General features: G+C 68.7%; 25 protein-coding genes and 1 riboswitch. Of the genes, 10 read left to right on the top strand and 15 right to left on the bottom strand.

The window, feature by feature from the left end; genetic code table 11:
• Window positions 1–50: 50 nt before the first annotated feature.
• The 10 genes from fliO to fliF form a co-directional block, all read right to left on the bottom strand.
• Window positions 51–689, bottom strand: coding sequence for a flagellar biosynthetic protein FliO (fliO, locus tag BAC01S_RS00425; protein ID WP_027792991.1), 639 nt, complete (start codon window positions 687–689; stop codon window positions 51–53).
• Window positions 686–1,150: a flagellar motor switch protein FliN gene (gene fliN, locus BAC01S_RS00420; protein ID WP_027792990.1), complete on the bottom strand. Its 465-nt coding sequence runs from the start codon at window positions 1,148–1,150 to the stop codon at window positions 686–688. Before fliN ends, fliO begins: the two co-directional genes overlap by 4 nt.
• Entirely contained in the window at window positions 1,143–2,141 is a 999-nt protein-coding gene (gene fliM / locus BAC01S_RS00415) for a flagellar motor switch protein FliM (protein ID WP_027792989.1), read from the bottom strand. Before fliM ends, fliN begins: the two co-directional genes overlap by 8 nt.
• 42 nt (window positions 2,142–2,183) lie before the next feature.
• Window positions 2,184–2,690 carry a flagellar basal body-associated protein FliL gene (gene fliL / locus BAC01S_RS00410; RefSeq protein ID WP_027792988.1) on the bottom strand — a complete coding sequence of 169 codons (507 nt, stop codon included), beginning with the start codon at window positions 2,688–2,690 and terminating at the stop codon, window positions 2,184–2,186.
• A gap of 277 nt (window positions 2,691–2,967) precedes the next feature.
• Complete coding sequence (locus tag BAC01S_RS00405) at window positions 2,968–4,461, bottom strand: flagellar hook-length control protein FliK (RefSeq protein ID WP_027792987.1); 1,494 nt, start codon at window positions 4,459–4,461, stop codon at window positions 2,968–2,970.
• A gap of 24 nt (window positions 4,462–4,485) precedes the next feature.
• Window positions 4,486–4,938: a flagellar export protein FliJ gene (gene fliJ / locus BAC01S_RS00400; protein ID WP_027792986.1), complete on the bottom strand. Its 453-nt coding sequence runs from the start codon at window positions 4,936–4,938 to the stop codon at window positions 4,486–4,488.
• Window positions 4,935–6,563, bottom strand: a complete 1,629-nt coding sequence (fliI, locus tag BAC01S_RS00395; RefSeq protein WP_043200665.1) for a flagellar protein export ATPase FliI — start codon at window positions 6,561–6,563, stop codon at window positions 4,935–4,937. Before fliI ends, fliJ begins: the two co-directional genes overlap by 4 nt.
• Window positions 6,557–7,261 (bottom strand): flagellar assembly protein FliH, encoded by a 705-nt coding sequence (gene fliH, locus BAC01S_RS00390; protein ID WP_027792984.1) that lies wholly within the window; start codon window positions 7,259–7,261, stop codon window positions 6,557–6,559. Before fliH ends, fliI begins: the two co-directional genes overlap by 7 nt.
• Entirely contained in the window at window positions 7,248–8,243 is a 996-nt protein-coding gene (gene fliG / locus BAC01S_RS00385; RefSeq protein WP_027792983.1) for a flagellar motor switch protein FliG, read from the bottom strand. Before fliG ends, fliH begins: the two co-directional genes overlap by 14 nt.
• Window positions 8,233–10,017, bottom strand: a complete 1,785-nt coding sequence (gene fliF / locus BAC01S_RS00380) for a flagellar basal-body MS-ring/collar protein FliF (protein ID WP_027792982.1) — start codon at window positions 10,015–10,017, stop codon at window positions 8,233–8,235. Before fliF ends, fliG begins: the two co-directional genes overlap by 11 nt.
• Before the next feature lie 274 nt (window positions 10,018–10,291).
• On the opposite strand from fliF, the gene fliE reads away from it, so the two are divergent.
• The 5 genes from fliE (at window position 10,292) to BAC01S_RS29845 (ending at window position 13,495) form a co-directional block, all read left to right on the top strand.
• Window positions 10,292–10,621, top strand: coding sequence for a flagellar hook-basal body complex protein FliE (fliE, locus tag BAC01S_RS00375; RefSeq protein WP_027792981.1), 330 nt, complete (start codon window positions 10,292–10,294; stop codon window positions 10,619–10,621).
• A gap of 133 nt (window positions 10,622–10,754) precedes the next feature.
• The gene (gene fliS, locus BAC01S_RS00370) at window positions 10,755–11,201 is read left to right on the top strand and encodes a flagellar export chaperone FliS (RefSeq protein WP_027792980.1); all 447 of its coding nucleotides are present in this window, start codon (window positions 10,755–10,757) and stop codon (window positions 11,199–11,201) included.
• Window positions 11,198–11,530, top strand: coding sequence for a flagellar protein FliT (locus BAC01S_RS00365; RefSeq protein WP_027792979.1), 333 nt, complete (start codon window positions 11,198–11,200; stop codon window positions 11,528–11,530). Before fliS ends, BAC01S_RS00365 begins: the two co-directional genes overlap by 4 nt.
• A gap of 76 nt (window positions 11,531–11,606) precedes the next feature.
• Window positions 11,607–13,100: a flagellar hook-length control protein FliK gene (gene fliK, locus BAC01S_RS00360; protein WP_027792978.1), complete on the top strand. Its 1,494-nt coding sequence runs from the start codon at window positions 11,607–11,609 to the stop codon at window positions 13,098–13,100.
• Window positions 13,100–13,495: an EscU/YscU/HrcU family type III secretion system export apparatus switch protein gene (locus BAC01S_RS29845; protein ID WP_084168077.1), complete on the top strand. Its 396-nt coding sequence runs from the start codon at window positions 13,100–13,102 to the stop codon at window positions 13,493–13,495. Before fliK ends, BAC01S_RS29845 begins: the two co-directional genes overlap by 1 nt.
• Here BAC01S_RS29845 and BAC01S_RS00350 read toward each other — a convergent pair.
• Both BAC01S_RS00350 and BAC01S_RS00345 read right to left on the bottom strand, forming a co-directional pair.
• Window positions 13,473–14,933 (bottom strand): coniferyl aldehyde dehydrogenase, encoded by a 1,461-nt coding sequence (locus BAC01S_RS00350; protein WP_027792977.1) that lies wholly within the window; start codon window positions 14,931–14,933, stop codon window positions 13,473–13,475. The genes BAC01S_RS29845 and BAC01S_RS00350 overlap by 23 nt on opposite strands.
• A gap of 85 nt (window positions 14,934–15,018) precedes the next feature.
• Complete coding sequence (locus BAC01S_RS00345) at window positions 15,019–16,692, bottom strand: isovaleryl-CoA dehydrogenase (protein ID WP_027792976.1); 1,674 nt, start codon at window positions 16,690–16,692, stop codon at window positions 15,019–15,021.
• A 276-nt stretch (window positions 16,693–16,968) separates the two neighbouring features.
• Between BAC01S_RS00345 and BAC01S_RS00340 the strand changes: the two genes are divergently transcribed.
• Both BAC01S_RS00340 and BAC01S_RS00335 read left to right on the top strand, forming a co-directional pair.
• Window positions 16,969–18,612, top strand: coding sequence for a GMC family oxidoreductase (locus tag BAC01S_RS00340; RefSeq protein ID WP_027792975.1), 1,644 nt, complete (start codon window positions 16,969–16,971; stop codon window positions 18,610–18,612).
• Window positions 18,613–18,772: 160 nt separating this feature from the next.
• A complete protein-coding gene (locus BAC01S_RS00335; RefSeq protein WP_027792974.1) occupies window positions 18,773–20,512 on the top strand; it encodes an OmpA family protein in 1,740 nt (579 codons plus the stop codon).
• Window positions 20,513–20,739: 227 nt separating this feature from the next.
• Here BAC01S_RS00335 and BAC01S_RS35420 read toward each other — a convergent pair whose 3' ends face one another.
• The 3 genes from BAC01S_RS35420 to BAC01S_RS00320 form a co-directional block, all read right to left on the bottom strand.
• On the bottom strand, window positions 20,740–20,904 hold the full coding sequence (locus BAC01S_RS35420) for a hypothetical protein (RefSeq protein ID WP_245616448.1): 165 nt from the start codon (window positions 20,902–20,904) through the stop codon (window positions 20,740–20,742).
• Between the two features lie 25 nt (window positions 20,905–20,929).
• Window positions 20,930–21,754 (bottom strand): Fic family protein, encoded by an 825-nt coding sequence (locus tag BAC01S_RS33495; protein ID WP_245616447.1) that lies wholly within the window; start codon window positions 21,752–21,754, stop codon window positions 20,930–20,932.
• A gap of 232 nt (window positions 21,755–21,986) precedes the next feature.
• Window positions 21,987–22,937, bottom strand: coding sequence for a LysR family transcriptional regulator (locus BAC01S_RS00320; RefSeq protein WP_027792971.1), 951 nt, complete (start codon window positions 22,935–22,937; stop codon window positions 21,987–21,989).
• Window positions 22,938–23,049: 112 nt separating this feature from the next.
• Here BAC01S_RS00320 and BAC01S_RS00315 point away from each other — a divergent pair, with 112 nt between their 5' ends.
• From BAC01S_RS00315 to ahcY, 3 genes are all read left to right on the top strand, one after another.
• Entirely contained in the window at window positions 23,050–23,514 is a 465-nt protein-coding gene (locus BAC01S_RS00315; protein ID WP_027792970.1) for a CidA/LrgA family protein, read from the top strand.
• A 67-nt stretch (window positions 23,515–23,581) separates the two neighbouring features.
• Window positions 23,582–24,304, top strand: a complete 723-nt coding sequence (locus tag BAC01S_RS00310) for an LrgB family protein (protein ID WP_027792969.1) — start codon at window positions 23,582–23,584, stop codon at window positions 24,302–24,304.
• A 93-nt stretch (window positions 24,305–24,397) separates the two neighbouring features.
• Window positions 24,398–24,535: riboswitch (S-adenosyl-L-homocysteine riboswitch) on the top strand.
• A gap of 34 nt (window positions 24,536–24,569) precedes the next feature.
• A complete protein-coding gene (ahcY, locus tag BAC01S_RS00305) occupies window positions 24,570–25,988 on the top strand; it encodes an adenosylhomocysteinase (RefSeq protein ID WP_027792968.1) in 1,419 nt (472 codons plus the stop codon).
• Window positions 25,989–26,020: the final 32 nt, after the last annotated feature.

Below are 26,020 nucleotides of genomic sequence, written 5' to 3'. Positions count from 1 at the left end.
GAGACGGTGCGCGCGCGGCGCTTCGCCGCGTGGAGGGAACGGCTGTGCATTTACTGCGCTCCGGCGTCGTGACGCCTGAATCGTTTGCCGGCTTCGCTCTTCAGCGCGTCGCGAAAGCGTTGCCCGAAGCTGCCCGACAGCGGGGCGGGGGCGGCCGCGGTTTGCGGTGCGGTGCCGGCCGGCATGGTGTGGAGAAGGCGCACGTTGCCGGGCGCGGCGCCGAGCACGAGCCAGGTGTCGCCGATCTCGACGACGGCCACGCGCTCCTTGCCGCCGAGCGAGGCGCCGCCGACGGTCTTCACGAGCGCATTGCGCTGCCCGCCCTGCAGGCCGAGACGGCGCGCGAGCCACGCGCAGCCGAACACCACGGCGATCACGAGCGCGAGACCGAACACGGTTTGCAGCACGGCGCCAAAGCCGAGCGCGGGCACGGCGCTGCCCGCGCCGAGCGTCGCGACGCCCGCGGATGCAGATGCGCCGGAAGCGGAGAGGGCCGCGGCCTGGTTTGCGGCCTGGCTCACGGCCTGGTTTACCGCCTTGAGATCGGCCGCGTGCGCGGCGAGCGGCACGGCCGCGGCGGACAACGCGATGGCGCCGCCGATTTGCGCGATGGCACATGCCATGAAACGCGCCATGAAACGCGAGGCGGCATGCGCCGCCCGGCCGCCGCGTCCTGCCTGCGGTTTCATCGGTTGAGTTTCCGGATCCGCTCGGCGGGCGTGATGATGTCGGTGAGGCGGATGCCGAACTTGTCGTTCACGACCACCACTTCGCCCTGGGCGATGAGGCAGCCGTTCACGAGCACGTCCATCGGCTCGCCCGCGAGGCCGTCCAGCTCCACCACGGAGCCCTGCGCGAGCTGCAGCAGGTTGCGGATCGCGATCTTGGTGCGCCCGAGCTCGACCGTCATCTGGACCGGAATGTCCAGGATCATGTCGATGTCGTTGCGCGTGTTGGTCGGGCTCACCTTCGAGAGCGGCTGGAACACGCCCGCGGAAGTCGCCGGCTGCGTGTCCAGCTCGTTGCCGTTCTGCTCGGCAAGGGCGCTTGCCCAGTCGTCCAGCGCGTCGTCCTCGGCGGCCTGCGCAGCGGCTTGCGCGCCGCTTTCGTGGACCGGTTCGTCAGCGGGCGTGGCGTTCACGTCACTCATATCCACCTTCCTTCATCGTGTCGGCTGCGCTGATCATCTTCTGGACCCGCAACGCGTATTGACCATTGAAAATTCCGTAGCCGCATTCCATCACCGGCACGCCGTCCACCTTGGCGACGATGTGCTCGGGAATGTTGAGCGGCAGCACGTCGCCCTTCTGCATGTTCAGGATCTGCTCGAAGGTGACTTTCGCCTGGGCGAGATCGGCGGTGAGCTCCACTTCCGCGGCCTGCACCTGCTGCGAGAGCACGCGCACCCAGCGGCGGTCCACGTCGAGCGCTTCGCCCTGGATGGGCGAGGCGAGTATGTCGCGGATCGGCTCGATCATCGAGTACGGCATGCAGATGTGGAGCGTGCCGCCCGTCGGCCCGAACTCGATCGAGAACTGCGTGACGATCACGATCTCGTTGGGCGTGGCGACGTTGGCGAACTGCGTGTGCATTTCCGAGCGCACGAATTCGAACTGCAGCGGGCGCACGCTCTTCCACGCCGTCGTGTAGTGCTCGAACACGAGGTTGAGCAGCTTGCCGATGATGCGCTGCTCGGTCTGCGTGAAGTCGCGGCCTTCCACGCGCGTGTGAAAGCGCCCGTCGCCGCCGAACAGGTTGTCCACCACGAAGAACACGAGGTTCGGGTCGAACACGAACAGCGAGGTGCCGCGCAGCGGCTTCACGTGCACGAGGTTCAGGTTCGTCGGGATGGGCAGGTTGCGCGTGAATTCGCTGTACTTCTGCACGCGCACGGGCCCGACCGAAATCTCGGCGGTGCGGCGCATGAAGTTGAAGATGCCCACGCGCAGGAGGCGCGCGAAACGCTCGTTGATGATTTCGAGGCCGGGCATCCGGCCGCGGACGATGCGTTCCTGTGTCGCGATGTTGTAGGGGCGCACGCCCTTGTTCTCGGACTGATCCTGGTCCGAGTCGACTTCGCCGGTGACGCCCTTGAGGAGGGCATCGACCTCCTCCTGGGACATGAACTCGCTGTGGTTCATGCTCATGATGCGTAGTTCTCCCCGCCTGTCATGGGTGTTCGCTCACTGCACGACGAATTCGGTGAACAGCACGTCTTCGACGTGCGCTGGCGTGCCGTGCGGCTCGGTCGGCTGGGCGATCAGCGCGGCGAGCTCGGTGGCGAGCGCGTGCTTGCCGTCGAGCGTGGCGAGATCTTCGGGATGCTTGTTCGAGAGCGCGAGCAGCACGCGGCTGCGAATCTCGGGCATGCGGTCGCGCAGGGCGTCCTGGGTGGCGAGCGTGTCGAGCTTCAGCGTGAGGCCGATGCGCAGATAGTGCGTTTCGCCGTCGTCGGACTGGAGGTTCACCGTCATCGGGTCGAGCGCGAAGTAGACCGGCACGGCGGGAACCGGCGCGCTCGCGGTCGCGGCGGGGGCGCTGGCCTCGTGCCGCTGCATCACGAACCAGGTCGCGCCGGCTGCCGCGCCGGCGGCAAGGAGCGCGATCAGGGCGATCACGATGAGGCGCTTCATCGGGCCGGGTTTCGCGCTCTGGGGAGCGGCTTGCTGGTTTGCGGTCGTGGTGGCCATGTGCGTTGTGAGCCTTGCGTACGGGCTGGGAAGCGGGCCTGCCGGCCGTTAATCCCGGGAGCTTGCATTGTTCTGGCTTTTGCCTTGCAGCGATGGGAGGAATAGAAGGGGGATTTCCGGCTATCTCGTGCTTTTGTTGCACGGGCCGCGGCCGGCCGCGCAAGGCGCGTGGCGGCGCGGGCGCGGGCACCGGCTTCGGTGCGCCGCGCCCGCTGTGTCCGCCGTATCCGCCGTATCCGCGTTTTGTCCCGCGGACCGGGTCAGGGGAAGAGGAGGGTCAGGCGAAGGTGTCGATCAGGCCGACGCTGCGCTGCGTGGCCGTGGAGGCCGTCACGGTGCCGGTGTCGTCGCCCTGGCTGGAGCTGCTGCCGCCGCCGCCGTTGCTTGCCGAGCGCGAGCCGTTGCCGCCGTTCTGCTGTCCCTGCTGGTTCATCTGCCGCGCGAAGCCGTCGCTCACGCTGGCGCTGCCAAGGCCGATGCCGTTCTGCTCCATCGCCTCGCGCAGCTTGGGCAGCGCGGCCTCCACGGCGTCGCGCACCTGCTGGTGCTGCGAAACGAAGAGCGCATGGGCGTGGCTTTCGGAGACCTGCAGCACGACCTGAAGCGGGCCGAGATCCTTCGGATTGAGCGTCAGCTCGGCCGAGGACTGGCTTGCGTTCGAGAGGAACACCACCTTCTGGCTCAGCGCGTCCTCCCAGTCGGAGGTGCCCACCTGCGGGGCCAGCGCGGCGGCGTTCGCGCCGGCCGCGGCAGCCGCGGCCGGCGCCTGCGCCACGGCCTGGGCCTGGGCGGCCGCCGCGGCGGCGGCCTGCGTCGCGGCGAGGGCATCGGCGGCAGCCTGGTTGGTGCTGCTCGAAGCCGTCTGGGTCGATCCCTGCTGGGCCGCCGCCGCGGCGGCGAGGGCGTCCGCGGCGGCCTGGGCGGGACTCGCGCCCGCGCTCGTGCCGGAGGCCAGCGCATCGCCGTTGGCGGTGCCGGCCGCGCCCGCGTCTTTCCCCGCGCCGTGGGCTGCGAGGTGAGCGCCGAAACCGTTCGCCGAGCCGGCGCTGCCCGCGGCACCGCTGGCGCCTGCCGTCGCGCCGGCCGCGCTGCCCGCGGCGGCACCCACCGAAGCGAAGCGTGCCGAAACGGCGCCCTGACCGCCGCGCGCCGCCGCGAGCGCGGCCTGCAGCGCGTCGTGGACCGACTTGCCGCCGCCGTCCGCAGCGCTGCCGCTCGCGCCGTTGGCCAGCGCGCCGGCCGCGGCGCCCGATGCGAGGCTTTGCAGCGTGGCGTCCGTGCCGGCCTGGCCGTTGGCGGCCGTCGCGCTCTGGGCTTGCGCCTGGGCCTGCATGGCCGCGGCGGCGGCCTGTGCGCCGGCGGCGTCGGCCTGCTGCTGGGTGGGCGAGTTGCTGTTGTGATGCTGGCCGCTGCCCCACGTCTGCTGCGTGCCCGACGACGACTGCGAGCTGCCGTCCGAGGCGCCGGCGCTTTGCTGGCTCCCGCTGTCCTGCGTGCCGCCGGCCGCGTCCGACTGCGAGGCCTGACCGGCCTGCGACGACTGCTGGCTCTGCGAGGACGCCGCCGCCGACCCTTGCTGCGACGACTGCGCCGCTTGCGAGGACGAACTGTTTTGCCATGCCGGCGGCGTGTTTTGCTGCTGGGCGCCCATGCTCTGCTGCAGCGTTTGCGCGAAGGCCTGGCTACCCTGGTTCGTCTGGCTGGCGGAGTTGCTGGACAACGCGTCGTCTACGGCATCGAGCAGCGAACTGGCAATGGCAAGGATCGGCATGGCGATTCCTTCGGATACCTACGGTTAAGGGTGTTGCGGCGCACGCATGCGCAGGATGCGCGCGGCGTACTCGTCGGAGTCGCGTTGTTCGCGGCGCGCTTCCTTGCGGGCGGCCACGTCGTCCTGGCGCGCCTGCAGCACTTCGTATGAACCGAGCTTCTGCTTGCAGCGCTGCCATTCCGGCTTCGCGGCCTCGAGGCGCGCGGTGGCCTGGTCCAGCATGCGGCGCTGTTGTTCGATGGCGGTATCGAGCGTGTCGATGAACGCCTGGAAGTTGCGCACGTTGCCGGCCGCCATCCCCTGGCGCGCCGACTCGGTGAAGCGCGTGTGGTACTCCGCGCGGTAGTTGATGAGCGCCTCGAGCTGGGTCTCGATCTCGTTCTTCTCGCGCTGCATGCGCCCGAGGCGCTGCGCGGCGGCGTCGACGTCGTCCTGCGCGAGCCCGATCAGCGTTTGCAGCGGGGAGTGTTGCGTCATGTCCTGGCTCCTGTGGAGGTCTGGCCGAGGAGCGCGCCGAGCGCTTCGAGGCTGGACGGGTAGCTGGCGGTCTCGCGAAAGCCTTGCTGCAGAAACGCCTCGATGCGCGGATACAGCGCGATCGCGCGGTCGAGCACCGCGTCGCGTCCGCTCACGTAGGCGCCCACGTTGATGAGGTCGCGATTGCGCTGGTAGCGCGAGAGCATCTGCTTGAACGCGCGCGTGCGGTTCAGGTGCTGGTCGTCGATCAGCGCGGTCATCGCGCGGCTGATCGAGGCTTCGATGTCGATGGCCGGATAGTGGCCCGCTTCCGCGAGCACGCGCGAAAGCACGATATGGCCGTCGAGAATCGCGCGCGCCGAGTCGGCAATCGGGTCCTGCTGGTCGTCGCCTTCGGTGAGCACGGTGTAGAACGCCGTGATCGAGCCGCCGCCCTCGGGGCCGTTGCCGGTGCGCTCGACGAGCGCGGGCAGGCGCGCGAACACCGAAGGCGGGTAGCCCTTGGTCGCGGGCGGCTCGCCGATGGCGAGCGCGATCTCGCGCTGCGCCATGGCGTAGCGCGTGAGCGAGTCCATCAGCAGCAGCACGTGCTTGCCCTGGTCGCGGAAATATTCGGCGAGCGTCGTGGCGTAGGCGGCGCCCTGCATGCGCAGCAGCGGCGAGACGTCCGCCGGCGCGGCCACCACGACCGAGCGCGCGAGCCCGTCGGGCCCGAGGATCTGCTCGATGAATTCCTTCACTTCGCGGCCCCGCTCGCCGATCAGGCCGATCACGATCACCTCGGCGCTCGTCGCGCGCGCCATGGTGCCGAGCAGCACCGACTTGCCGACGCCCGAGCCCGCGAAGAGGCCCATGCGCTGGCCGCGCCCGACGGTGAGCAGGGCGTTGATCGCGCGCACGCCGACGTCGAGCACCTTGTGGATCGGCTCGCGGTTGAGCGGATTGATCGAGGGCGCGGTGAGCGGCGCGTCGGCTTCGGCCGCGAGCGGCCCGAGGCCGTCGAGCGGCTTGCCGGAGGCGTCCACCACGCGGCCGAGCATGCCCCAGCCCACCGGCAGGCGCTTCGCGCCCGCCATGGGATTGGCGATCGGCGCGGCCTCGAGCGGCCAGACGCGCGCGCCGGGCAAGAGGCCCGCGACTTCGGTCGTGGGCATGAGGAACAGCTTGTCGCCCGAGAAGCCCACCACCTCGGCTTCGGCCATCGCCAGCGTGGCGCCGGGCGGCAGTTCGATCATCACTTCGGCGCCCACCGCGAGGCGCAGGCCCACGGCTTCGAGCACGAGGCCGGCCGCGCGCGTGAGGCGGCCGCAGGCGCGCAGCGGCTTCGCCAGCCCGTTGCGCTGGCGCACGCCCGAGAGGAACGTGTTCCAGGACTGCAAATGCGGGTTCGCGGGATCGAAGTGGGGCGGCGGCGTGTAGGGCGGGACTTCCGCGGCGCTGCCGGCAGCGCCCGCGTGCGGGCCCGCGGCGGCGGGGGCGGGGGCTGCGTGGACGTCGCCGCCCACCAGCACGGCGGCCTGCTCCGCGTCGTGCGCGCCGGGCCCGAACGAAGCGAGCGCCAGCTCCTGCTCGAGCGGCGTCAGGCCGCTCGTGTGGATCGTTCCGGCGGTCGGCGGCGTCACCATGGCCGGACCTTGCCGAGCGCGGCGGACACGCGCTCCCAGCGCGAGGCGACGTTCGCGTCGACCTCGCCGGTGGCGGCCTGCGCGCGGCAGCCGCCGCGCTCGAGCGCCGGATCGGTGCGCACGGTCCAGCCGCGCGCTTCGAGTTCTTCCTGCAGATAGGCTTCGACCACGGGCAGGTCGGCGGGGCTCACCACGAGCTGCGGCGAGCCCGCGAGCGCGGGTTCGGCGGCGAGCACCTCGCGGGCCACCGCGACGAGCGCGGTCGGGTCGTGCTGGACGTGCTGGCGCACGACCTGCTGGGCAATGTCGAGCGCGAGCTCGACGAGCGTGTCGGCCACGCCCGCCTCGACGGTCGTGAGCGCGTCGGAAAAGCGCTGGGCGATCTGCGCGAGCTGGCGCGCCTGGGCGCGCGCGTCGGCGAGGCCCTGCTCGAAGCCCTGCTTGTGGCCCTGGTCATAGCCGGCCTGGTAGCCGAGCGCCTGGCCCGCGACGTGGCCCGAGGCCACGCCTTGCGCGTGCGCGTCGTCGCGCAGCCGCTGCAGCTCGGCCTCGAAGGCCGCTTCTTCGTCGGGCGAAGGCGGCGGGGGCGGAGGCGGCGGCGGGTCGAACGACGCCATCTCCCAGCGCTGGTACGCCGAGGTTCTGGCTTTGGCCTTTGCCATGCTGGCTTCGGCCGTCGTTTCGTCAGACATACGCATCTTCCGCCTTGCCGCCGATCACGATCTGACCGCTCTCGGCCAGATTTCGCACGATCTGCAGGATACGCCGTTGCTGCGCCTCGACTTCCGAAACGCGCACCGGGCCGCGCGCGTCGAGGTCTTCGGCGAGCAGTTCGGCCGCGCGCTGCGACATGTTGGCGAGGAACTTCTGGCGCAGCGCGGGCGGCGCGCCCTTGAGCGAGATGATGAGCGACTCCGACTCCACTTCCTTGAGCAGCAGCTGGATCGCGCGGTCTTCGAGGTCGAGCAGGTTCTCGAACACGAACATCTGGTCGACGATCTTCTGCGCGAGCTCCGCGTCGTACTGGCGCACGCTCTCCAGCACGCCTTCTTCGTGCTGGCTCGTCATGAAGTTGAGGATTTCGGCCGCCGTGCGGATGCCGCCCATCGGGCTGCGCTTGAGGTTGTCGCTGCCCGAGAGCAGGCCCGTGAGCACGTCGTCGAGCTCGCGCAGCGCGGCCGGCTGGATGCCGTCGAGCGTCGCGATCCGCAGCAGCACGTCGTTGCGCAGGCGCTCCGTGAAGCACGAGGCGATTTCCGAGGCCTGGTCGCGGTCCAGGTGCACGAGGATCGTCGCGATGATCTGCGGGTGCTCGTTCTTGATGAGCTCGGCGACGGACCCCGAGTCCATCCACTTGAGCCCTTCGATGCCGCTCGTGTCGCCGCCCTGCAGGATGCGGTCGATGATCGCGCCGGCCTTGTCCTCGCCGAGCGCCTTGTTGAGCACGTTGCGGATGTAGTCGTTGGAGTCGAGCGAGAAGGCCGTGTGCTGCTCCGCCTCCTTCACGAACTCCTGCAGGATGACCTCGATCTCTTCGCGCTTGACGTTCTTCAGCGTGGCCATGGCCGTGCCGATCTTCTGCACCTCGCGCGGACCGAGGAACTTGAAGACCTCCGCGGCCTCCTCCTCGCCGATCGACATCAGCAGCAGTGCACTCTTGACAGCCCCTTCAGCGCTCATCGTTCACCCAGGTCTTCACGACGGTTGCAACGATCTTCGGATCCTGGCGCGCGATCGTGCGCGCGTACTCCAGGTTCCGCTCGAATTTGTGCTTCTCGCTCTCGAAGGAGAGCAGCGCGGCTTCGCTGTCGTGGTCCTCGGCCTTTTTCTCGGCGTGGGGCAGGCCGTCGAGCAGCAGCGGCTCGGCGTCGTCGCTGCCCGCCAGCGCGGGCGCGGTCGGCTCCGGCGGCGGGAACGCGCGGCGCAGCGCCGGCTTCACCATCGCGAAGTAGAGGAACAGCGCCACGGCGCCGATGCCGAGCCACGTCGCGATCTGCTTCGCGAGCGCGATGATGTCGGGCTGGCGCCACCACGGCAGGTTCGCGTCCGGGTCGACTTCCTGCTGGAACGCCGCGTTCACCACGTTCACGGAGTCGCCGCGCTTCGCGTCGTAGCCCATCGCGTCCTTCACGAGCTGGTCGATCTGGGCGAGCTTCTGGGCGTCGAGCGGCTGCATCGTCGCGTGGCCTTTCGCATCCACCTTCGGCTGATAGTTGACGATCACGGCGACCGAAAGCCGCTTGATGCCGCCCGGCGACTGCTGAAAGTCGCGCACGGTCTTGTCGAGTTCGTAGTTGGTCGTGGTGTCGCGATGGTCGGAGATCGGCGTCGTGGCCGGCGCGCCGCTCGCGCCCGCCGGCGCGGTGATGGGCGCCGAGGCCGGCTGCGGCGGCTGGTTCGAAAGCGCGCCCGGCACGCCCGAGGCGCCGCCCTGCTGCATTTCCGTGTCGATGCTCTGCTGCTGGCTGCGGATCGAGCTTTGCTGCGGGCTGCCGTTCGGGCCGTAGTCTTCGGAGGTCTGCTCGAGCTTCGAGAAGTCGATGTCGGCGCTCACCTGCGAGCGCGCGTTGCCCGCGCCGAAGAGCGGGGCGAGGATGGCGTCGATGCGCGCCTGCGTGTCGTGCTCGACCTGGTGCACGTACTTGAGCTGCGAGGCGTCGAGGCCGGCGCCCGAGCTGTTCTGCGTGAGCAGGTTGCCGTCCTGGTCCACCACGGTCACGTTGCGCACCGGCAGGTCGGGCACCGCGGCGGCGACCATATGGGCGATCGCGGCCACCTGGCCGTCGTCGAGCATGCGGCCCGGATAGAGGTTCACGAGCACCGAGGCGGTGGGCGCCTCGCGCTCGCGCACGAACACGGTGGGCTTCGGGATGGCCAGGTGCACGCGCGCCGACTTCACGCTCGCGATCGACTCGATCGTCTGCTCGAGCTCGCCTTCCAGCGCGCGCTGGTAGTTCACCTGCTCGGCGAACTGGCTGATGCCGAACTTCTGGTTGTCCATCAGCTCGAAGCCGACCGAACCGTTCTTCGGCAGGCCTTGGGAAGCGAGGCGCAGGCGCATCTCGTTCACCTGGTCGGAGGGCACGAGAATCGCGCCGTTGCCGTCCGAAAACTTGTAGGGAACGTTTGCGGCCTGGAGCGCAGTAATGATGGCGCCGCCGTCGCGGTCGGAAAGGTTGCTGTACAGCACCTTGTAGTCGGGCGCGCGCGACCAGAGCACGAGCGCCGCCACGACCGCGACGAATATGGCAACGGCCACGATGAGCGGCGCGCGCGGGTTGCCGCGCATGCCCCGCAGCGACGACAGCGAGCCGAGGCGCTGCGCGAAGCCGCCGCCCGCGCCGCCGCCGAAGTCGTCCGCGGCGCCGGGCGCGGCCGCACCCGCTGCGGCCGCGCCCGTGGCGAGGCCCATGCGGGCGTCGGGGTTGATCAAAGAGTTGGCTGACGAATCCATGCGTCGGGTTTCTCCGGGAGTCCTGCTGCGTCCCGCTGGCGGCGCTGCGCGCGCACGGCCGGGACTTTCACACCGGGGAATTATCCGGGGCGCGGGGCAAGCCGATTGCGGGAATAGAGCCGGGTTTTCCCCCTAGTTTCGGCGCTCCCGCAAAGGGCCCGCTGCTATGCTCTCCACCAGACTCGGCGCCCTTGTCCGCTCGGGCTGCGGCGGGCGCCGGGCGATTGCGGCCGCGCGAGCGGCGCGCCATTCCTTCCTGATTCGTGGAGTCACCATGACCATATCCCCGCTCACCTCCGCGCTCGCGCAGATGCAATCGATGGCGGCGCAGGCGGCCGGCGGCACCACCGCCGCCGACGAGTCGTCGGGCGCGGCGACGGCGGGCGGGTTCGCCGCGGCGCTCAAGGCCTCGCTCGACAAGATCAGCGACGACCAGCAAAAGGCCGTGGGCGAGTCGCAGGCGTTCGAATTGGGGTCGAACAACGTGTCGATCAACGACGTCATGGTGGACATGCAGAAAGCCAACGTCGGCTTTCAGTTCGGGCTCCAGGTGCGCAACAAGCTGGTGTCCGCCTACACCGACCTCATGCAGATCCAGGTCTGAGCGCGCCGCACTGACGCCGCGCTAAAGCTTCTCCCGCTTCGTTCCGATAACCCGGTTACAAGCTGGCCGGCGCACTGTGCGCGCCGGGCGCAGAGACCGTAACCACCGCAGCACGTATCGAGGAGAAGCGCCGATGTTTTCCCCTGCCCATTCCGGAGCCAATGCTTACGCACGCGTGGGGGTCCAGACGGGGGTCATGGGCGCGAGTCCGCACAAACTGATCGTCCTCCTGTACCAGGGTGCGCGCAAAGCGGTTGCACAGGCACGCATGCATTTGCAGATGGGTAATGTCGGGCCGCGTTGCGAGGCGATCAGCAAGGCGATCCGGATTGTCGAAAGTGGGCTCCAGCTGTCGCTGAACCAGGAGGCGGGCGGGGAAATCGCGCAACGCCTGAACACGCTGTACGGCTACATGACGCGGCGGCTGCTGGAAGCCAATATTGAACAGAGCGAGTCCAAGCTGGTCGAGGTCGACCGGCTCCTGGCAACGCTCGAGGAAGCATGGCTGGGAATTGCGCCGGAAGCCGAGCGGCCGGGCGCCATGCCAGCTGCTCCGGGGTCCGGTCCATTGACGAGATGAGTTCGAAAGCAGACTACTTCGCCCACTACGAAGCGATTGCGGCAGTCTCGGGGCAGATGCTCTGCGCGGCACGCGATTCGCACTGGAATGCGCTGATCGGTCTCCAGGAGGAGTACCGCACACTCGTCGATGCGCTCAAGGCCGCCGACGGCGGCGTCCGGCTCACCGGCGCGGAACGCGCGCGCAAGTTCGAGTTGATCCGCCAGATCCTGGCCGACGATGCGGCTATCCGCGATCTCGCGAGTCCCTGCATGGCGCGTTTGTCCGCGCTGTTCGCGGGGACGGCGCAGCCTTCGAGGGTCTTGAAAGAACTGTATGGCGCGCGCTGAACGCGCCGGCTGATATCGATATGGACAGACGGGCGCGGCGCCATGAGCGCCGCGATCCGCCGGCTTCGGGGAGCGCATGAACGGAATCGACACGGGCAGCGCCGCGCTGATGACGAGCGGGGTGAGCGGCCTCAGTCCGGTGGGCTCTCAGGGCAGTGCCGGCGCCGCGCAGACGGGGGTTTCCGCGCTCGCCACGGGCGCCGCCGCGCTCGCCGACACGCAAACCGGCACGACCCCGCAGGCCTCGGCGCTGACGGTGCTCTCCGCCGTCGCGCTCGCGCTCGACGCCATCATCCGCTCCGGCGGCGAAGCGACGCCCGCCGTGGTCGGCGAAGCGCCGGTCTGGAGCGATCCCGATGCCGCCGCGCCCGGCGACGCTTCCCTGCCGTTGCCCGGCATGCCCGCCGCATCCACGCCCGCGGCCCCTGCAAGCGCTGCTGCTGCGGCGGCGGCTGATCTGGCGGCGCTCGAAGCCGAGCTGATGGCCGATACGGACGCCGCGCTCGCGCAAGGCGCGGCAGGCGCCGGGAATCCCGCTTCCTCCCTTGCCGGCAGCGCCGCGACGGCCAATGCCGCGGCAGCAGCGGCCGAGGATGCCGCCGCCGGGCAAGCCGCATCCGCCGGCGCGACCGCCCAGGCCGCCGCCGCGCAATCGGGTCCGGTCGCGGCGCTCGCCGCCGCGCTGCAGCAGACCGTGACCGGCAGCGGCCTTTTCTACGAATCGCACCTCGCGCAGTGGCTCCTCGGCCAGCGCACGCCCGCTTCGCTCGCGGACGAGCCGCAGAACCGGCTCGTCGATGCCTCGGCGCAATTGCCGCTCGAGTGGGCGCTCGCTTCCGACGAGGCCGACGACGTGTTCTGGGCCGAAACGGGCGCCCGCGATGCGGCGCCCGGCGGCGCGCGCGGCGACGACACGAATGGGCCGCAGGCGGCCAACCCGGGGCAGGAGGCCGACGCGGCCTTGTTCGCTTCGAACCCGGCCGGCGCGGCGTTCGTGCGCGCGAACGGCCTCCTGGCCGAAGCGACGCTCCTGCCGGCGTCGCAGAACGAAGCGCAGAGCCAGGCGGTGCACGCCGCCGTGATTCCGCTCGTGCGCCAGCAGCTCGACCTGCTCGCCACCGGCGAATTCCGCTGGACCGGCGAGGCGTGGTCCGGCGTGCGGTTCGACTGGAGCATCCAGCAGGAGCGCTTCGATCCGCGCGACGGGCGTCACGGGGCGGGCGGCGATGCGGCCGAGGCGCCGTGGCGCACGCGGCTCACGCTCGCGCTGCCGACGCTCGGCACCGTGGACGCCGAGCTCACGCTGGCGGGCGAGGCGCTCGCCGTGCGCGTGCAGGCGAATCCGGGCGGCGCGGCGCGGCTGACGGCGGGCGGCGATGCGCTGCGCGGCCGCCTCGAAGCGCTGGGCCTCGCGCTGACCTCGCTCTCGATTCGCGAGATCGGCGGCGCGCCGGCTCCCGCCGAAGCCTCGAAGGCCGCGAGCGCCTATGCGCGCGCCGCTGCCGCTGCCGCGGCCCAGGAGGCGCAGGCAGGCGCCGCCGCCGACGCCGACCTCGACTGGGAGCTTTGATGAGCCGCATGCACCGCAAGACCGCCGCGGCGCTCGCCTACGACACGCCCACCGCCGAAGGCGTGCCGCGCGTCGTGGCGAAGGGCTACGGCATCGTCGCCGACATGATCGTCCAGCGCGCGAAGGAGGCCGGGCTGTACGTGCATCAGTCGCCCGAAATGGTGTCGCTGCTGATGCAGGTGGATCTCGATGCGAAGATTCCGCCACGGCTCTATCAGGCCGTAGCGGAACTGCTGGCGTGGCTGCACCAGCTCGAAGCCGCCGAGCCGGCGAAGGCAGCCGGAGCCGATGCCGCGAACCATGCCGCGAAAGCCACCCTCGCGCCGATGGAACTGGCGCGGCCCGTGCCGCCGGCCGCGTTGCCCGCGCCGCTCAGAACTTCATCATCAACCTGATCAGCGCGTTGAAGAGCCGCCCGTAGGGCGGCGCGATGAGCCCGCGCCCGTTCAGGCGCGACTGCGTGAACACCGGCTTCATCTTCGAGAACGTCACGAAGCCCTCGTAGCCGTGATAGGCGCCCATGCCGCTCGCGCCGACGCCGCCGAACGGCAGGCCTTCCGCGGCGATATGCATGAGCGTGTCGTTCACCGACATGCCGCCCGCCACCGTCTCGCGCGTCACGCGATCGACCGTGCGCGCGTCGTCGGCATAGAAGTAGAGCGCGAGCGGACGCGCGCGCGCATTCACGTAGCGCAGCGCCTCGTCGAGCGTGTCGTAGGGCACGAGCGGCAACAGCGGCCCGAAAATCTCCTCCCGCATGAGCATCGTGTTCCCGGGCGCGCCCGTCACGATCACGGGCGCGAGGCGGCGCGCCGCCGCGTCGTGGCCGCCGAGCGCGTGCAGTTGCGCGCCGGCTTCCTGCGCTTCGTCGGCAAGCCGCAAAAGGCGCTCGAAATGACGCGTCGAAATGATCGAGGTGTAGTCGCCGTTGTGCAGGAAGTCCGGGTAGAGCTGCGCAAAGCGCGTGCGCGCGCGCTCGATGAAGGCCGCTTCCTTGCCGCGCGGCAGTAGTACGTAGTCCGGAGCGATGCAGGTCTGCCCCGCGTTGAGCGTCTTGCCGAGCAGCAGGCTGTCGACCGCGTAGTCGAAGCGCGCCGCTTCGCCGATGATCGCCGGCGACTTGCCGCCCAGTTCGAGCGTGACGGGCGTGAGATTGGCCGACGCCGCGCGCATGACTTCGTGGCCGACGCGCGTCGAGCCCGTAAAAAGCAGGTGGTCGAAGGGCAGCGCCGTGAACGCGGCGCCCACCGAGGCGTCGCCGTTCACCACGGCCACGTGGTCGCGCGCGAAGGTCTTGCCGATCAGTTCCTCGAAGAGCGCCGACGTGCGCGGTGTGAGCTCCGACATCTTGATCATGGCGCGGTTGCCGGCCGCGAGCGCGCACACGAGCGGCCCCGCGCCGAGCAGCAGCGGATAGTTCCACGGCACGACGATGCCGGCCACGCCGAGCGGCTGCGGCACCACTTTCGCGCGCGCCGGCCGCAGCCATTTGCCCACGCCGCGCCGCTGCGGCTTCATCCAGCGCTCGCCGTGCCTGAGCGCCGAGTCGATCTCCTGCTTCAGCGTCACGAATTCGGCGAGCGTGATCTCCGCCTTTGAGCGCTGGCCGAAGTCGGCGTTCATCGCCTCGGCCAGCGCGTCGCGGTGGTTCATCACCATCGCGCGCAGGGCCTTGAGGTGGCGCACACGCGTTTCCCACGCGGGGAAGGGCTCGCGCAGGAAGGCTTCGCGCTGCGCGGCGAGCAGGGCGGGGAGGCTATCGCCGTGCGATTTGCGCGCGTCAGGCGAATCGGGCGAATCGGGTGAAAGGGCCTCGGGCAGGTCGTGCTTCATGGTCGGTCCTCGGAGCTTGAAGGTGTTGTCGTTTTTCGGGTTTCGCGCTTTACGGTGTCTTTCGCGGCATGCGTCACGGCATGCGTCACGGCGCCGGAAAGGCGCGCGCGACGAGCGCCGCATGATCGAAGCGCGCAGGCAGCGTGCCGAACACGCGGCCGCTATCGGCGCAGTGCTCGTCCAGACGCGTGGCGATGAATGCGTCGGCGACTTCGGCCGGGCCTTCGCGCAGCACCACGGCCTGCGCGATCAGCACGAGCTGCTGGGCGATGTGCCGCGCGTTCGCCTCGCGCGTGCCGGGCGCACCGTTCAGGAGTGCAGAAAAGCGGTCGAGCGCCGCTTCGAGCGCCGGATGCCCCTGCGCCTCGCGCCGCCAGGCGAGGAAGAGCGCCTGCGCGGCATCGGCTTCGCGCTCCAGCGCGCGCAGCACGTCGAGGCACATGACGTTGCCCGACCCTTCCCAGATCGAATTGACGGGCGCCTCGCGATAAAAGCGCGCCATCGGCCCTTCCTCGACATAGCCGTTGCCGCCCCAAACCTCCATCGCTTCGCCGGTGAACGCGAGCGCGCGCTTGCAGACCCAGAACTTCGCGGCGGGCGTGACGATGCGGCGCCACGCGCGCGCGGCCAGCGAATCGGCGCTTTCCTCGAAGGCCTGCGCGAGCCGCATGAAGAGCGCCGTCGCGGCTTCGGATTCGAGCGCGAGATCGGCGAGCACGTTCTGCATGAGCGGCTGTTCGGCCAGCAGTCGTCCGAACGCGCTGCGGTGCCGCGCGTGATGGATCGCCTGCACGAGCGCCGCGCGCATGAGCGCGGCACTGCCGATCACGCAGTCGAGCCGCGTATGGTTCGCCATTTCGATGATGGTGGGCACGCCGCGGCCTTCCTCGCCGATCATCACGCCATATGCGTCGAAGAATTCGACTTCGCTGCTCGCATTCGAGCGATTGCCGAGCTTGTTCTTCAGGCGCTGCACGTTCACGGCGTTCTTCGCGCCGTCGGGCGCGTAGCGCGGCACGAAGAAGCACGAGAGCGCCTCCTGCTCGCCCGTGCGCGCAAGTACGAGGTGCGCGTCGCATTGCGGCGCCGAGAAAAACCACTTGTGGCCGGTGAGCCGGTATTCCGCGCCGCGGCCGCTCGCGGCGCCGCTGGGGCGCGCTTCGGTGCGATTGCTGCGCACGTCGGAGCCGCCTTGCTTTTCGGTCATGCCCATGCCGATCATCATCGACGACTTTTGCGGCCAGGGCAGATCGCGCGGGTCGTGCTTGCGCGCGTAGAGGCGCTCGCGCAACTGCTCGAAGAGCGCGGGCTCGCGTTGCAGCACGGGGATGCTCGCGAACGTCATGGTCATCGGGCAGAGCGACCCCGACTCGATCTGGGCGTGCAGGAAATAGCCCGCGGCGCGGGCGGCCATCGCGCCGTGCTGCGGGTTCGAGAACGGCAGCGCGTGCAGGCCCTCGGCGCGCAGCAGCGTGAGCAGGCGGTGCCAGGCCGGATGGAATTCGAGCGCGTCGATGCGCTCGCCGCGCGGGCTGTGGGTGAAGAGCTCGGGCTCGTGGCGGTTGGCGAGATCGGCGAGTGCGATCGTCCCGGCCGTGCCGAGCTGCTCGCCGTCGCGCATGAGCGCTTCGCGATGCCAGCTGGCGCCGGCGCGCTCGAGAGCTTCGGCGAGCGCCGCGTCGGTGGCGAACAGGTTGTAGTCCGCGAGCGGCGGCGCCTGGTTCGTCACTTCGTGGGTCGTGCCGGGGCGACGTGCCATTTCCATTTGTCTGCCTCCTTGGGGCGGGCTCTTCTGGCCCATGACCGCTCCAGCGCTCCCTGACTGCTTGCTGGAACCTTTCATCGGTGGTGCTTGCACCGCCCTTCATGTTAGGCGCGGCAGCGTCCTACGTTTTAGAGGGAACTCTCTGACATAAATTGCAGCGCCCGCCCGCGACGCTTTCTACAATGCGCGAAAAAGAATTATCGAACGAGCGTGCGCCGGGTGCCAACCAAGGGCAAACCAGGTGCAGCGCGAAGAACCTGGGAGGAGACGATGGCATACGACTACATCATCGTAGGTGGCGGCTCGGGCGGCGCATCGCTAGCCGGGCGGCTGGCCGCGAACTGCCCCGACGCGACCGTCGCGCTCGTCGAAGCCGGGCCGCACACGCGGCGCAATCTGCTCGTCAACATGCCGATGGGCGTCGCGGCGCTGGTGCCGCGGCGCATGAAGAACAACTACGGCTATGAAACCGTACCGCAGCCGGGCCTGGCGGGCCGGCGCGGCTACCAGCCGCGCGGCCGCGGCTTCGGCGGGTCGAGCGCGATCAACGCGATGATCTACACGCGCGGCCATCCGCTCGATTACGACGAATGGGCGCAACTGGGCTGCACGGGCTGGGCCTGGCGCGACGTGCTGCCGTATTTCCTGCGGGCGGAAGACAACTCGCGCGGCGCGAGCGCGCTGCACGGCGCGGGCGGCCCGCTCAGCGTTTCCGACCTGTGCGAGCGCAATCCGGTGGCCGGGCGCTTCGTGCGCGCGGCGCTGGAAGCGGGCTTTCGCCCCAACGACGACTTCAACGGGCCCGATCAGGAAGGCGTGGGCTTCTACCAGGTGACGCAGCGCGGCGGCGAACGCTGCACCGTCGCACGCGCGTATCTGTATGACCAAAAGCCTGGGCAAGAACGGGCGAACCTGCACCTGATCGCCGATGCGACCGTGCTGCGCGTCACCTTTGAAGGCGCGCGCGCGAGCGGCGTGGAGGTGGCGCGCGGCGGCCGGATCGAAAGGCTGGACGCACGCGCGGAGGTGATCCTCGCGGCGGGCGCGTTCAATACGCCGCAACTGCTGATGTGCTCGGGCGTCGGCCCGGCCGACACGCTGCGCGCGCATGGCGTCGCCGTGCTCCACGACGCGCCCGAGGTGGGTCGCAACCTGATCGACCATATCGACTTTACGTACAACAAGCGCGTCCATTCGAGCGAAACCATCGGCTATTCGCTGCGCGGCGTCGCGAAGATGCTGCCGGGGCTCGCGCGCTACCTGGGTGCGCGGCGCGGCATGTTCACGACCAACGTGGCGGAGGCGGGCGGCTTCCTGAAGAGCCGCGCCGATCTCGACCGGCCCGATCTGCAACTGCACTTCTGCACGGCGCTCGTGGACGATCACAGCCGCCGCCTGCATTGGGGGCATGGCTATTCGCTGCACGTTTGCGTGCTGCGGCCGTTCAGCCGCGGCACGGTGACGCTCGCGAGCGCCGACGCGCGCGTGGCACCCGTGATCGATCCGCGCTTTCTGTCAGATTCGCGCGACATGGACCGGCTCGTGGAAGGCGCGCGTCTCGCACGGCGCATCATCGACGCGGCGCCGCTCGCGCAGCTGGGCGGCCGCGAGCTCTACACGCATGCGGGACAATCCGAAGCGGAATTGCGCGCGACCATCGCCGCGCATGCCGACACGATCTATCACCCGGTCTCGACCTGCCGCATGGGCAGCGACGCGCAGTCGGTGGTGGACCCGCTGTTGCGCGTGCGCGGCGTGAGCGGACTGCGCATTGCCGACGCTTCGGTCATGCCGACGCTGATTGGCGGCAACACGAACGCGCCGACGGTCATGATAGGCGAGCGGGCGGCCGACTTCATCGCGCAGGCGCGCCATGCTCACGACAATACGAGCCGCGCGGGCGTAGCGGTCTGACACGCGCTTCCTTGACGAAAAGCACGCGCCGCAGGCGCCTTTCGTCAAACAGTGTTTGGCCTGCTCCTATCGCTCATTTTTGAGATTTCGCACTCCCTATAATCGCGCACGCATTGGGGCGTGTCAGGTGGCGCGTCCGGCAACCCGAGGAACCGCGTCGATGAGTATCAACGTCTTTCAACTATTGGAAACGGTCCTGAGCGACGATGTCGTCAAGACCTTGTCCACCCGTTTCGGGCTCACCCCCGAGTACACGCGCCGGATCACAGGCGTCGCCGCGCCGGCGCTTGTCGCGGCCGTCATGAACCGCGGCGGCACGGCAGAGGGGGCGCGCGATCTCTTTGCTGCCATCATGTCGCCCGCCGTGAACGCTGAGATCGGCAAACAGCTGCCCAGCCTGCTCTCGAACACGGCGAGCCTTTCCGCGCTCGAAACCGGCGGCCGCCAATTGATCCAGACGGCGACCGGCACGAACGTCGGCGCACTCTCCGATGCCGTAGCCGAGCATACGGGCGCGCCGCAATCGACGGCCTTCGCGCTGTGCGGTGTGGTCGGCGCGGCGCTGATGGGCATTCTGAAGCAGCATTTCGTGCAGTCGCAGGGTTTGGTAGGACAACTACCTACGTTGCTCGGCCATCAACTGCCGGCAATCAGGGCGCATCTCACCGACCGGATGGCGGGTGCGATCGGTCTTGGCAGCGCGGCGGCCTTCGGGGGCGCCATTCTCGTGAAACTCAAGGATGTGTCGGCGCACTTCGCGCATCCGCATCCGCCGTCGCAGCCCGTGGCGAACTCGTGGCCGCCGCAGACGCTCGAGCGCGAACCAGTGCCGCCGCGCAAACGCAGCCATGCAGGGATCGTGTGGCTGCTCGCGCTGCTGGCCCTCGCCCTCGCCTTCTTCGCGCTGCGTTCGTGCCAGAACAACGAGTCTGCCGGCGCGGCCGCCCAGCCGGATTCGGCGGCGAGCGCCGCCACAGCTTCGGCCTCGTCGGCGGAGCCGGCCTCCGACGCTTCGACGCCGGCGGCGGCGCCCGCCTCGGGCGCATCCGCTGCGCTCGCGGCATCGGCTGCGAGCGACGCGGCCTCGGCGCCTGCCGCCGCGCCCGCGCCGACGCGGGACTCGCGTCTCGCGTTCACGGTGGACACCTCCGGCGTGCCGCAGATCACGGCGACAGTGGGTACCGACGCCGAGAAGGCGCAGCTGCTTGACGCACTGAAGAAGTTCGGCGACGGCAAGTTCACGGCCAACGTGACTGTCGATCCGGCGACGAAGCCTGCCGACTGGCTCTCGCACCTCGACGGCCTGCTGCCGCTGATGGCGCTGCCGGGTGCGGAAGTGAAGATCGACGGCACGCACGTCGAGCTGAGCGGCGCGGCTGCCGATGCGAAGGCGGGCTGGCTCGACAAGCTCAAGGCACTGTTCGGCGCGAGCTTCGATATCAGCGCATTCAACGCGCAGCAGGCCGTGGCGAGCGCGGCGCAGTCCTTCCGCGACGCGATCAAGGGCCTCTTCGGCGCCGACGCATCGTGCGCCGCCGACGATGTATCGAAAGTGCTGAACCTGCAGGTCGTGAACTTCGCGACGGGCAGCGCCGTCGTACCGGCCTCCGCCGCTGACGACCTGCGCCAGTCGGCAAAGGTGCTCGATACGTGCGCGAAGAACGGCAAGTCGGTGAAGCTGGAAGTGGCGGGCTATTCGGACAACGTGGGCGACGCGACGGTCAATCTCGCGCTTTCGAAGCAGCGCGCGCTGGCCGTGCGGACTTATCTCGTGGCGCAAGGCGCGCCGCCTGGCACGCTGAGCGCGCAAGGCTATGGCGACGCGAAGCCCGTTGACAGCAACGATACCGAGAGCGGCCGGTTCCACAACCGCCGTATCGAGTTCGTGCCGCAGCAGTAAGCGGGGGAGCTTGAGGGAGGCCGCCTGGCGGGAACCCTGGCTATCCTGTCGAAGCCCTGCCAGGTGGCGCTAATCATTGATTCGTCCAACGCGTCAGCCGTATTGCTGATGCGTTTTTCCCCGACCTCGAAAATCGGGCAGAACGGGCAGCCCTTCTCGAAATCGCCTTGCCGGCCTCGAAATCGGCCCATTTTTTGCGCGGTGCCGGGCGTAAGCCCGAAATCCGGCTACTTCGTGCTGCCGGAGGCTGGCTCGGCATCTCCCGCGTCGATGTCGGCTTGTTTGAAAGCCTCTCGTACAATCTGTTCGATACGGTCGAGAATTTGCGTCGGCACGTGGACATACTGCTTGCGCCGGTTCTCCGACAAGACCCCATTGTTCGACTGAATCATCCGGATGAGCGCCGACAAATCTTTGTTAGGCAGGTCGAGCTCGGCATCCAGCTGCTGGTACGCCTTGTCGTAGCCGCTCAGCCACGCGAGCTCTCGCGGTATCTCGTCTTCGCGGTATCTCGTCTTCAACCGCCCTTCGAATCATTCGGTGAAGAAACGCGACTTCCGCCGTCGCGTCAACGAATCGATACGCCCGGCCACCGGGCGAATGGACCACGACGGGCGTCGCGTCCCCTCGCTGGTATCGCCAAAGCTGCGTAACCGGCCGGGAGAAGCCGCTCAAAACGCTCAGGTACTCCGGGATGTGTTTCAGGATGACGGCCGAGACCGGCACCAGCGCTCCACCGGTCAACGGCGACGAAGGGGCCAGCACGTGCTGGATGAGGAAGCGGTGCAGCCGGCCATTCCCGTCGAGAAACGGATGCAGGTACACGAAGCCGAATGCCGCGCAGGCGGTTTTGACGAGTGCATGCTCGCATCGGCTGGTATCGTTCACGAACGCTTCCCGCCCCTTCATCGCGCGGCGCAGATCCTCGGGCGGCGGCGGGAAAAAGGTAATTCGACCGAGGCCGTCTTCGAGCCAGTTTTGCGTGGTCCTGTAGGACGCTTCCTGGCTATAAACGTCCCGAACGATGGCGTTTTGCAGATCGACAAGCCACGCTTCGCTGACGGCTGCCGTCTCGCCGACCCGACGAAGCAACTGTACGAACCGCTCCTGTTTGTCGGAACTCGGTGTTTCACGCTCGATGGCGTAGCTACTTCGGGTTTCCGACAGAGACAGATAGTTGACGGCCCGCTCGTAGAGCACCGGGTCGGTTAGCGTTTCGAGTGCGCGCTTCGCCTGTTCCATCAGTTCCGCGAGACTCGGCGACCCGGGCACGCCGGCGCGCCGGATTCGTGGCCCGGTTGGGCGCGGATTCCAGCGCTTCGATCAGCTCGTCGGCCGAAATATGCTCGAACGCCGCGTCGATAACTTCAAGGTTCACCCCTTCATGCCGCAGGGCGAACTCGAGATGCCCAACCGGAGAATCCTCGACGGCAACGCTTTTGGGAATCGGCGCGGCGGCGCTTCCGGGAGCCCGTCAGAAATTGCCACGCCCCCACTGCCCCTCCAACCCCGGCGGCCGCACGAAATCGTCGAGAAACGAAGAAGGTTTGCCGAACTCCTCGCGCGCCACGTCGAGCCACGCGCGCGCCGCATGCGACAGATAGGCGTTGCGCTTCCAGCCGATCGCCATGTCCCACGCGATCTCGGGCTCGCTCACCGGCAGGCACGTGAAACGCGCCGCATCGAGCCGCCGCACGTAAGGCGCGGGCAGGAGCGCGATCCCCACGCCGGCGAGCACCAGCGCGGCCATCAGGTCCCAGTGCCCGCTGCGCCCCACGATCTGCGGCACGTAGCCCGCCGCGCGGCACGCGTGCAACACCACGTCGTTGAGCGCGAGGCTCTCGCCGTAGAACACGAACGGTTCGGCGGCGAGGTCGGCGAGCGGCACGTTCGCGGCGCCGTCCCAGCGCGAGCCTTTTGGGGCGACGAGCCACAGCACCTCGTGCGAGATCGGCAGCACGTCGATCGTCGCCGGATCGACGGGTTGCAGCACGCCGCCCAGTTCCAGTTCACCCGAAATCAGCGCCGCTTCGATCGCGCGCGAACCCTGCTCGAAAAGCTTCAGCTCGATCTTCGGATAGCGCTGGCGGAACGCCGCAATGGCCGGCGTGAAGAGCGACCCGCCCATCGGCGGAATGCCGATGGTCAGCTCGCCGCGGCCCAGCGTGGCCAGATCGGCGAGCTCGGCCTCCAGTTGCGCCTGCGCCGCGAGCACGTCCTGGCCGCGCTGGTAGACAACGCGGCCCGCGTCGGTGAGCACCATCTGGCGGGCGTCGCGCAGCAGCAGCTGCGTGCCGGTTTCGTCCTCCAGCGCCTTGACCATCTTGCTGATGGTCGGCTGGGTGACGTGCATGGCCTCCGCGGCAGCAGTGAAGCTCTGTTGCCGGACCACCTCGATGAAATAGCGAAGCGCGCGCAGTTCCACGGTCGTAGCTTTGAATTCCAGATTGGAATGACTTCGATGAGTCTAAGTCATTTTATTTATGTTGCGGTGCAACTTATACTGACTTCCATCGAAACGCCAGCCAGGGTTTGCCATGATCGCTCCGACCTCTCTTTCCTCCCGCAACGCTCCGCGAAACGCAGGCGGGGTGGCGCGCGTGGGCCGGATCGCCGCGCAGTCGGCGTTGCTGGCCGGCGTCTGGTTTGCCGCCGACGCGCTCGTGCGTGTCACGCATCTGCCGGTGCCGTCGGGCGTGGTCGGTCTGGTGGCGCTGCTCGCGCTGCTCTTTTGCGGCGGCGTCGCGCCGCGCTGGGTGAAGGCCGGCGCCGACTGGCTGCTCTCCGACATGCTGCTCTTCTTCATCCCGGCCGCCGTGGCGGCGGTTCAGTATGGCGGCCTGTTTCGCGCGGACGGCTGGCGTCTCGCGCTGGTGGTGATGGGGGGCACGCTGATGGTGATGGTGGCCGTGGCGATTGCCGTGGAGCAGGCCGCGCGGCTCGAACGGCGTCTCGCGCTGCGCCGCGCGCAGCAGGCGCGTCTCCAGCACGCGCGCGCCTGACCGGCCGAAACCTCGCAGCCGCATTTCGCATGCAGTCCGACCGATTGTTTTCCAGGACGAATCCGTCATGAACACGCTTCTTGCCTCCCTGTTCGCCGACGACGCCGCGCGCCTGATCGCCGCCGCCTGCTTCATCGCCACGGTCGCGCTCTATTTCGCTTCGAAGTCGCTCTACGCGCGCTTTCGCTCGCCGTGGCTCACGCCGCTCGTTGCGGTGCCCGTCGTGCTGGGCGTGATCGTGCTCGCGCTGCACATTCCGTATCCCGTCTACTTTGCCGACACGCGCTGGCTCATGTGGCTGCTCGGGCCCGCGACGGTTGCGTTCGCCGTGCCGATCTACGAGTACCGCGCGCTCATCAAGCGTCACTGGATCTCGCTGACGGTGGGCGTGACGGTGGGCATCGTCGTCGCGGTGGGCGGCTCGCTCGCGCTCGCCAAGCTGCTGCATCTCGCGCCCGATCTGCAACGCAGCCTGATGACGCGCTCGATCTCGACGCCGTTCGCGCTCGCGGTGTCCGACAAGATCCACGCGCCGCGCGACCTCACCGCGCTCTTCGTGATCGCCACGGGCGTGTGCGGGATGCTGTTCGGCGAACTCGTGCTGGCGTGCGTGCCGCTGCGCACGCGCCTCGCGCGCGGCGCGCTGTTCGGCGCGGCCGCACACGGCGTGGGCACCGCGAAGGCGCGCGAGCTCGGCAGCGAGGAAGGCGTGGTGGCGAGCCTCACGATGATGATCGCGGGTGTGGCCATGGTGCTGCTCGCGCCGGCGCTGGGCTTCCTGCCCATCTGATCCGGCATCCGGCGTCGGCCCGGTGCGCAAAATACCCGCGCCGCGCCAGGCCGCTCACGCGGCCGCCATCTCGATTTGCTACAATCACGCCTCGACTCCGAGGAGCGTTGCGACGGGTTCACCCCGCCAGGCTCGGAGACGCTCAATCCGGCACTTTGTTTTCGCCAATATCCCGAGGTATCCCGTGGATGGCGCGAGGCGAATGCCGCATCGAAACGGCGCTCACGTCTTTAATTTCTAGGTTAATTTTAGAAAGGAGGGCGTGATGAACGCCGCAATTCCGCAAGATCAAGCCAAAGATTTCGTCGTCGCCGACATGTCGCTTGCTGCCTGGGGCCGCAAGGAACTGGACATTGCCGAAACCGAAATGCCCGGTCTCGTGCAAACGCGCGAGGAGTACAAGGCGCAGCAGCCGCTGAAGGGCGCGCGCATTGCCGGCTCGCTGCACATGACGATCCAGACCGGCGTGCTGATCGAGACGCTGACGGCGCTGGGCGCCGACGTGCGCTGGGCCTCGTGCAACATCTTCTCGACGCAGGACCATGCCGCGGCCGCCATCGCGCAAGGCGGCGTGCCGGTGTTCGCATTCAAGGGCGAATCGCTCGACGAATACTGGGAGTTCTCGCACCGCATCTTCGAATGGCCGAACGGCGAGTTCGCCAACATGATCCTCGACGACGGCGGCGACGCCACGCTCCTGCTGATCCTCGGCTCGAAGGCCGAAAAGGACCGCTCGGTCATCGCCAAGCCGACCAACGAAGAGGAAGTCGCGCTCTACAAGTCGATCGCCGCGCACCTCGACGTCGATCCGGCGTGGTACTCGAAGCGCCTCGCGCACATCAAGGGCGTGACGGAAGAAACCACGACGGGCGTGCACCGCCTGTACCAGATGGAGAAGGAAGGCCGCCTGCCGTTCCCGGCCATCAACGTGAACGACTCGGTCACGAAGTCGAAGTTCGACAACCTGTACGGCTGCCGCGAGTCGCTCGTGGACGGCATCAAGCGCGCGACCGACGTGATGATCGCGGGCAAGATCGCCGTGGTCGCGGGTTACGGCGACGTGGGCAAGGGCTGCGCGCAATCGCTGCGCGGCCTGGGCGCCACGGTGTGGGTCACGGAAATCGATCCGATCTGCGCATTGCAGGCCGCGATGGAAGGCTACCGCGTCGTGACGATGGAATACGCGGCCGACAAGGCCGACATCTTCGTGACGGCCACCGGCAACTTCCACGTGCTGAACCACGACCACATGAAGGCGATGCGCCACAACGCGATCGTCTGCAACATCGGCCACTTCGACTCGGAAATCGACGTCGCTTCCACGCGCCAGTACCAGTGGGACAACATCAAGCCGCAGGTCGACCACATCATCTTCCCGGACGGCAAGCGCATCATCCTGCTGGCCGAAGGCCGCCTCGTGAACCTGGGCTGTGCCACGGGCCACCCGTCGTTCGTGATGTCGAACTCGTTCACGAACCAGACGCTCGCGCAGATCGAACTGTTCACGCAAGGGCAGAAGTACGAGAACAAGGTGTACGTGCTGCCGAAGCATCTGGACGAAAAGGTCGCGCGCCTGCACCTCGCGCGCATCGGCGCGAACCTGACCGTGCTGTCCGACGAGCAGGCTTCGTACATCGGCGTCGAGAAGAACGGTCCGTTCAAGCCGAACCACTACCGCTACTAAGCCGTCAGCGGATGCCGGTGGCGGGCATGTTT

The organism is Paraburkholderia acidipaludis NBRC 101816 (assembly GCF_000684975.1).
GTDB classification, from domain to species: Bacteria; Pseudomonadota; Gammaproteobacteria; order Burkholderiales; family Burkholderiaceae; genus Paraburkholderia; species Paraburkholderia acidipaludis.
Note: the sequence above shows the minus strand (reverse complement) of the source record. Positions and strands in the feature narration are given on the sequence as shown.